This is a genomic window from Streptococcus suis, from assembly GCF_002964045.1.
In the GTDB taxonomy this organism is placed as follows: Bacteria; Bacillota; Bacilli; order Lactobacillales; family Streptococcaceae; genus Streptococcus; species Streptococcus suis_U.
Map to the genome: position 1 here is coordinate 20837 of NZ_POPB01000310.1, position 9041 is coordinate 29877.

At 39.2% G+C, this 9041-nt stretch carries 5 protein-coding genes; 1 reads left to right on the top strand and 4 read right to left on the bottom strand.

The window, feature by feature from the left end:
- Positions 1-94: 94 nt before the first annotated feature.
- From C1E99_RS04935 to C1E99_RS04950, 4 genes are read right to left on the bottom strand one after another with little or no spacing between them, the layout of a single operon-like run.
- Positions 95-5704 carry a SpaA isopeptide-forming pilin-related protein gene (locus C1E99_RS04935; RefSeq protein ID WP_105206778.1) on the bottom strand — a complete coding sequence of 1870 codons (5610 nt, stop codon included), beginning with the start codon at positions 5702-5704 and terminating at the stop codon, positions 95-97.
- Between the two features lie 39 nt (positions 5705-5743).
- Positions 5744-6607, bottom strand: a complete 864-nt coding sequence (locus C1E99_RS04940) for a class C sortase (RefSeq protein ID WP_202863390.1) — start codon at positions 6605-6607, stop codon at positions 5744-5746.
- Positions 6594-7469, bottom strand: coding sequence for a class C sortase (locus C1E99_RS04945; protein WP_105206779.1), 876 nt, complete (start codon positions 7467-7469; stop codon positions 6594-6596). The genes C1E99_RS04940 and C1E99_RS04945 overlap by 14 nt, the downstream gene beginning before the upstream one ends.
- Before the next feature lie 14 nt (positions 7470-7483).
- Positions 7484-8374 (bottom strand): SpaA isopeptide-forming pilin-related protein, encoded by an 891-nt coding sequence (locus tag C1E99_RS04950; RefSeq protein ID WP_105206780.1) that lies wholly within the window; start codon positions 8372-8374, stop codon positions 7484-7486.
- Positions 8375-8543: 169 nt separating this feature from the next.
- Here C1E99_RS04950 and C1E99_RS04955 point away from each other — a divergent pair.
- A partial coding sequence (locus C1E99_RS04955) for a transposase (RefSeq protein ID WP_161951152.1) occupies positions 8544-9041 on the top strand: 498 nt, incomplete at its 3' end.

Consider the following 9041-nt stretch of genomic DNA (forward strand, 5'->3'; position numbering starts at 1 on the left):
TTTGCAAATGAATACTGTGAAAATTACCCTTCACATGCGGATGTAGAAATAATAGTACTGTTTATTATTCTTCACCTTTATGTGATGACCTAGTTCATTTCTGTACGTTATAACCAATTCTCTTTCTTCTTCCGGCCAGTACAAATGATGCTACAATCATACATACTCCAATGAATAGATTAGGTAAAATACCAATTCCACCAACATGTGGTAATTCTGGTATCTTATGATTTTCAACTGTAATCTCTAGTTGTTCTTCTGAATCAGTTGGAACTTGAACTTCAATAGGAACTGCAAGTATGCGATATCCCATCTTAGCCTTTGTTTCAACTATCCAATAATTATGATTTCTATTTAATCCTTGGAAACTTGCTCGACCTGTCTGGTCAGTTGTGATGAGGTAGTCTTCTGCTTCATCATAACCACTTTGACCTGGCAACAAGAGTTGCGATTGAGCGGTTCTTCGGATAAATCGTCCAGCTTTTGCATCTTCTTCCGTCGCTGCAATCTTAAACTGGACATCTGACAAGAGTACATTTGAATCAGCTCCATCAATTTTCACAATTTTAATTTCAAATGATGGATGATTTTTTACAGTAATCTGTGCAATCTGTTCTCCAACTGGATGAACCTGTGACTGTGAATCAGTCCGTTCAGCATTCGTCGTAAACATGTCCAGACTAATGTCAGAATCTCCCTGGTTTCGCATAGTCCACACGCCTTTATCGTCAAGAGTCAGATAAATGGTTTGTAGATATGGATGATAACCTGCTGGAGCAGTCAATTCTTTCAATTCAAACTCTTTCACTTGACCTGCTGTTGGTAATGAGATGTAATCTAGATAAGCTACACCTTCCTCACCATCTTGAGCAGCTGTTTCAAGTCTGTAAACTTGATTGTCCGCAATTGATTTCAATTCAAAAACTGCTTGATTGAGCCGTTTACTACCATCTTCATTGGTTTTTACAAGCCGAAGATTGGTCCAATTTTTATTACGGATTTTCAAGTGCGCATACTCCCACAGTCCATCTGCCAGTAACTCTGCCACCGGAAGTCCATTGACTTGATAGGAAGTAATCAGTTCAATTTGACCATTGACATTGAGGCTAAACTCGATGTCCTTTTCTAAGCTAGTGTAACCTGGAGCAGATCGGGTTTCTTTAAGTACATAATAGTCTTTATCTGTTGTCGGAATAGCCAACCCAGTAAATCTAAGCGTCCCTGCACTGTCCGTCTCCATCTTAGAAACTTCAGAAAGACTGCCGTCTTCTGCTTTCTTGAACAGAGTAAATTCAACACCCGATATCACTTCATCAGCCAAGTTTTGCTTGGTAATCCGAAGGGATGTGGACCATGTATACAGGACGACACCGACGCGTTCAGGTTCAACCGGTAACAGATTGTTGGCTGTTGCTGCAAAAGAGTTCCAGGCTGCTTTTCCAGCTTCCTGTTCAGGGGTTGGATTCAACAGACTGGTATCATCTATTTGCTGCGGAGCGTTCATTTTATAATAGATGTCCTGATCAGATGGAATCGTCATGCCATCTTTCAAAACCAGCTTAAAGCTATGGATCTTGGCCCAATCAACAACAGCATCTTCCATATGCCAATTTGGATCTTCAGCTCCAAGTGGATTTGTCGGTTTCAGTGATTCGTTAGGGTAAATAGCACTGTCAATGACATCATCTCTCCTAGGATTTTTCGATGTGCTATAAAAGACATCAACTTTTCCAATCCACTCCTGTGGCAAGGAAATAGGCCCCGCTAGTGTTGGGGTAAATTTCGACTCTCTCATCCGTCCACTTAAAACAGTCCTATCACCGACCGACGGTAATACATCAATCAGTACAAATTTCCTTAAAGTTGAACCACTTTCATTTCGAATATGTAGCTTATAATCTATCTCACTACCAAGGTCTGAATGACCCATTTTTGAGAAATCTTGGTCCCGATTTCCCTTTACAGCTTTTGTGATAATCATATTATCTAAAGCAATGTAGTTATAAGTAGCACTTGCAAATACTAATTTTTCGGTAGTATTACCATTTCGGTTTATATCCTGGCTATCCGTAATGAGTTGGTTGTTACTTTCAGCTGTCAACTCTGTACTTGAAGAGCCATATGCCTCAACGACAATATTTTCTTCTGTATTTTCAGAAACATTAACATTGACTTCATAAATCATATGTTTGCCAGGGTTCAATCGACCATTTCCATCACCATCCCATTGGTAAATGACCAATTGGCGACCTGTATTATTATAATTATCAATAATTGACTTAACTGCTCCCCTAGACTCTTGATAGCTCCAGTTTGGATTTGCAGTATTGATGGTTACACCTTTAGGCAATAATACGGTCGCTACTAACGGAGAATTTAGTGGCTTAGTAGAAGAATTCAAATTTTGCAATTGAACTTTCATTCTATTCGTTGTGCCCCGTTGTATAATATTCCCTTGTCTCTGTAAAAACTCGACAGAAATTTTGGCTAGTGCTGGCGTATTATCTCTTGGTGCAATGACTGCTGTACGTGGACCAAGTTCTGTATTGATAAGACCATTATCGTCTGCAGCTCCAATTGCACGTCTGACAAATGGTTGAACACGGGCTCCAGTTCCATTTAAATTTATCAGAGCAAGTTCACCAAAAGTCTCTGATTTATTCATAACACGAACTGCAGAAGTATTTTTTAAATTTGGATTAATTCTATAAAAATCTTCAATATGAGCAGCAAATCCCGAGTTCAAAATTTCTGAACGATTGCGATTTCCGTAAACTACATTGTAAGATTGAACATGCTCATCTGGTGCTAAACCTAGATCCTCACGCCATAGCGTGATATAGGGGTAATGAATGGTATAGCTACTGCCATATGGATTAAATGGACCACCTTGGGTTACAGGATATTCACCTGGATAGATTACTTTCGTTTTTGTCCCCTTGTTTGTTCGTAATTCAACTGTTATAGTTGGGTAATTTTCTGATGTACCATTTGCAATCTTCCCGCCATGCAATTGATAGTTTACTCTACCAAAAGCAAAGAAGGAACCTACTGAAATCCTCAATTCTTCCAACTCTAAATTGGGGTCAATTTCACGCTTCAAGCCAACAAAATGATAATCATTTTTCGTCGGATTGTAATCTCCCCAACCCGAGTCATGACTCCAACCTACATTCCAATCAGGACCAATTCCTTCATGGGCAACAGACAGGTTTTGACCGTCATAATTTGTTAAAGGAACTTCAAAGTCTGAATGTCGCGTTCTTGTACCGTTCCATTTATTTGTATTGAAAAAATTACTTGGTACCATTAATTTCGCAGTTCCAAAATGCTGACTGGCACCATAGTCTATTCGCAAGCCTGAACCATCTGTACTGTTGCCATTATTATCAAAATAATAGGTTTTACTGGTTCCCCTACTTGTATCTTTTAAAGTAACTTGTCTGACACGACGAGGATGCGTCCCCTGGTCCCAGCCGATATCTATTGAAATATTAAATATTAATCTACCAACATGATTACGAACTGGCCCCAAATATCCTGTAGATAAGGAATCGTAGTAATTCCTAGCCAGTAAGGGAGTTGGATTATAGTTCATTGAAAACCCCAGTCGAGTATCTGGACTATTTGGGACCGTTGGATTTGGGTTAGCCTGTTGAACAGATCCTGTGCCGAACGGCATATTTCCACTTGCATCTTGTGGACCTAGATTGACCGTATATGCCCATTCACCTCTTGGAGTGGCCAAGGGATTATTTCCAGTACTAATACTACCACTTGCACGATTAGATTGTTGGCTAATCGTTTCATCAAAAAGTGATGTGGCTGTTGCTGTAGCCGTGTTATGAAAATCCCCATCTCTATTTGGAGCATTTGTCCGAAAGATAACTTCATGTTGATAAATGACACCGTTAAATTGTTCAGCATTCTGTTTTTGGACCTCAAGCGAAGGAATTGTCACTGTAAAGGATTGTTGACCAATAAAGGTCAGTCCACTAGGATTATCATCACGAATGGTCAAACTGCTATTTGGTTTTAGGTATTGACCTCCCGTGTCTCTCAAGGTAACCGCAACCTTCACATTCCACCATATTTCATCACCACGATTGATGACGCTGCCGGACTCTCCATTTTTTCCGAGTAATGTCTTGGTTACTGATATCGCAGGTTTGTTCGATTTAACCTGTATGGATACTGGACCGCTACTATAAACTTGATTCCCTTCCGTCGAAATGGTCAATGCCGAAGTCATGTTATGATTATTTGGGATAATCCCATTTTTGGAATCTACTTGCAGGATTGTTTCATATGTTTGACCGGTTAGTAGTTCTGGGAAATCCCAATTTAAGGTATTGGACTGACTATCATAGACAGGTATTACACCTTTTATAGCCATTCGAGATAAGTCATTAGGTAATGAATAATACTCTCTTTCCGTAGGAAGTTGCACTTGAACACGAACATTCCTTACCTTGTCAACTAAGGCTCCTGAGACTTTAAAGTATATCTTGTAGCGTCCAGATTCTCCGGACAATATAGTTGCAGAAGATTTTTCAAAGTAAGCTTCAATTGGACCATTGCCAATATCAGCATTTCGGACGGTTGCTGCTGAGCGAAAACTGGTCTTACCATCTTCTGACTTTTCAACAGTTTCTGTTGCTTCTTTCGTTTCTGTATTTAATTTTTCTTTTTCTTCTGTAATGTCTTGCTTGTTTTGTGTTTCTGAATCCGCACTTTCTTCACTACCACTTTCAGTTTTCGTAGACTCCGAATGTTTTTCTGAGCTCTCGTCAGCACTGCTTGTCTCTGAACTTTCAGAAGTGGAAGGTTCACTTGTTTGACTTGCAGACTCTTCTTGACTAGTACTCGATTCACTGGTTTCGGAGGGTTCTTCTTGAACGGATGGGGTGGAGGTTTCCGAATTCTCTGCACTTTCTGGACTTGTTTCGGTTAATGAGTTTGTTTCATCAGGATTGGCTGATTCTTCTTGAACAGTTGTATCTTCGCTAGTCTCTGGAGAACTCTCTCCACTTGATTCGGTCGGAGATTGTCCTTCTGAATGTGTCGAGTCCGATTCCTGAGATTGATTGTCCTCAGAAGGTATCGTTTCCTCCAGAATTTTTTCTTTGACTAGGACTTTTGCTGAACCAGTCTTACTAACTTCCTCCATATTCGCTTGTTCAATTTCCATTGGTTTTGAATCTGACCATCTGGCTGACAGTTCATACAATCCAGCAACATTTGGTCTTAGGACAAATTCAATCTGCTGTTGAAAGCGATGAAAATGGAATCGAAGTTTTCTAGTTACTCCATCAGGTTCTAACAATTCTTGAACCAACTGATCTGCTGGAACTTGTAAACTACCTTCAAAATGGCCTTGATTTAGCCTAATCTGATTGTGTTCTAATGTCTTTTGAACATCAAAATCCAGATCTTGTGGCAAGGTCATTTCCATGATTTGTTCATCGATTCCAGTTCGATCTAATGTAAAAACTTCCTCATCATCTTGAAACATTTCGATTGGATGGGCATCATCTGCTGTTAGTTCTTGATTTCTACTAAAAATCTTTACATGTTGGACTTCAGTATTAGGACTATTTGCTCTGGCGCTTAAAACACCAAGCAGTGATGAAAAGAGCTGAGTAAAAATTAAGATAAAGAGCATGATAAGATGCCGATTCATCCATTTTTTATTTTTAACCACAGTTTTCTCCCTCCTTTCGAATAATACTAATATTCTACTTTACCTCCTTCTTCGGTCATGTTTGAAATAATATGAAAAATGCCACAAAGCGATTCCAATGACAACCAGGATTCCACACACCGATAGAATGAGCACAAAACGTGTATCATTTCGACCCTGGATAGCCTGTTCTTCGGCTACTTCTTGTATGTATTCTACTCGATGGCCGGTCACTAATAATCGATGGCTATTTATCATATAGGGAGTGCAAGTCAATAGAGTGACAATATCCCGATTCTCTTGAATATGTAGCGTTTCAACTTGATGAGGCTCAATCACTTGAATCCGTTCAACTTGATAGGCAAGAGTATCGCGAATATTGGTTACATAAAACATATCTCCTTCCTTGAGCTTATCTAAATCAGTAAATAATCTTGCTTGTGGCAATCCTCGATGAGCAGTAATAACTGCATGCGTTGAAGATCCACCAACAGGCAAGGAGGACCCTTCTAAGTGGCCCGCTCCTCTTTGAAGAATGGATTCACTTGTACCAGCGTAGATAGGAATTTTAGTATCGATTTTAGGGATACTAATATGCCCAATCATCTCCTCTAGTTTTAACATTCGTGCATATTCTGCACGCGCCTCTTTCTCCAATTCTGAAAATGGATCAACCAGACCTGTTTGTCCCAAACTGATCAAGGTTTCATTATATATTTCAGCAAGATAGATTCGCCTTTGAATATCCTCATACTCAACATGCTCTCTCTCCTTTTCAAAGGTTTCTATTTTTTGCTGAGAAATATAAAACTGAAAAACTTGTGCAGTTAAGGGATAAACAGCAATGATTAGCCCAGTAATAAACAAAGCAATAATGAAAATCATTTCTTTCTTGCCTTGTTTTTTTCTGTCATTCCTTCTCATCTTTCACCCTCTTCTTTCTTCTTGAACCAAGTATCCAAAAAAGGATTAGTAGGACTGGAATAATGACGAAACTGAGATAGAAAAGCGGATGTAAACTAGACTCTTGCTGTTCTGAAATTTTTTTCTGAATTTCTTTTTCTTCAAATGGAACACGAACTCCACGAACAAGAAGGCGATGTGTGTTCACCATATACGGTGTACAGGTTATTAATGTTAGATAATCCCCCTCTGGAATAATGGATATGTGAGAAATATCGGTTGGTTCGACAGTTAGGATTTGATCAACTTGGTAGGCAAATGTTTTATCTAACACTTGAAGTAAAACAATATCATCCACCTTGACCTTGTCTAAATCTGTGAACAAACGAGCATTTGGAAGACCTCTATGACCGGTTAAGACCGTATGACGATTTTCACCACCAACTGGCAACGATGTTCCTTCCAAATGTCCAATACCTTTTTGTAACACAACCTCTGCTGTACCAGCATAAATTGGCAATTCTTGTTGTATCCTAGGAATTTCAATGTATCCAATTTGTTCATGAATCTCTAACATCCTAGCGTATTCTGCACGACCAGCCTCTTTTTCTTCTTTCGTAAAGGGATCTTGTAATGCCCCCTCATTTGATAAGCTAATCAAAGAAGCATTGTAGGCTTGTGCCAGCTCCAATCTCTTGCTTATTTCCTCCGGTTCCAATTTTGAAACCTCTTTTTCATAAGTTTCAATTTGTTCCTGTGCTTGAAAAAATGTCATAACCTGACCTAAAATTGGATAGGCCAAGAGTAAAAAACCAATGAAGAAAATGAAGAGAAACGCAAGATTAGATTGAGATTTTCTAGAATTTTTCCTATCTTTACGCATCTAGACACCTCCATTCATTTATGATTACATTTTTTCTTTTTGACTAAGAAACAATATAAACCAAGGCAAATGAGTAGAAAACCAGCTATAGCCATAGACTTTTCTCCTGTATTTGGCAGAAATCCACGTGGTTTTCCTGGCTGGTTTGGTGGTGGAATACGGTAGTTTTTTGCGACAACTTGAACGAGTTCAGATCCTTTTACCTCAACTTCCACAGATTCTGAGGATAAAATGTATCCAGGCAAGGCTTGAATTTCTTTGAAGTAATAACTTCCCGGTGTAAGCCCTGAAACGAGGATACGACCTTCTGAATTTGTCATCAATTGAGGACTAAAAGACATGTCTGTCGTAAGATGGTTAGAAGCATCAAATCTTAATGGACGACTATCACCCTTTCTAAATATTTGAAATGTTACAGAGGATAAAAACTCTGGTGAAGTATCAGCTTGAGAATCATAACCGTACTTAATCAGTTCAATACTACCTAAAGGTCCAACTGTCTTTAAGCGTACCGTTACCAATTTTGTCTCAGCAGATAAGTCTACAATAACCGGAGCATACTTTTCGGTCCTACTACTAAATTCTCGAATATAGTAAATACCCGTAGGCAGTCCAGTAATATAAACCTCTCCACTCTCATTTGTAGGGCTAGTCATTCCTTCAAATTCACTGACATGTTGAAGTTCTTCCTCACTTAATTGATTCAATCTCTCCAAATCATTTGACGAGCTTGTCCAATCCTTGGAAGGCATTTTCCAATAATGAAAGCGAATATCTGATACTTGTCCTTGCAAACGAATCGAATATGCTTCGTCCGCGCCAATAGCATTTCTTGTTAACGTCAATAGCAACAAAACAAAGCCAAAGCAGAGTAACAAGAATCTTCTTTTGTCTATTGTTGCCATAGTCTTCTCTCCTTTCCACAAAGCTACCAACTTGATAACCTTATGGAGGCTGGGCAAAAACTAGCTGCTCATACATAAAAAAAACGAGCAATTCCAATTAGGAGTTGCTCGTTTTCCATTTCATGCTTTATAATTATAATAACCACAAAACAACTAGAAAGGCATGAAAATGTATAAACAGTATAACACAAATCAGTTAAGTTTGGAATTAAATATTGCTTGGGATTTACCTGCAACGCATGAGGCTCGTCTGATTAGTCAGTTTGTGGATACCATTCCTCAATCCGTTCTATTAGGAGAAACTTCCCACACAGGTCGTCCAGCCTTTCATCCAGCCATGTTGCTCAAAATGACCCTGTTCGCCTATGCTCGTCAGGTATTCTCTGGTCGGAAAATCGTTCAAATGAATGAAGAAGTCATTCCTATGAAATGGCTGAGTCAGGATACCTATGTCTGTTATCGGACCATCAATAGTTTTCGGGCTAGCACACACGCCAATCAGCTCATCAAAACTACCTTCATCTACTTCACCCTCCTCCTCAGAGAGAATGGGTTGATTGAAGATGAGGCTCTCTTCATTGACGGGACTAAGGTAGAAGCTGATGCCAATAAGTATTCCTTCACGTGGAAAAAGGCCGTTGAACGCTATGAAGATGCCTTGAACGGA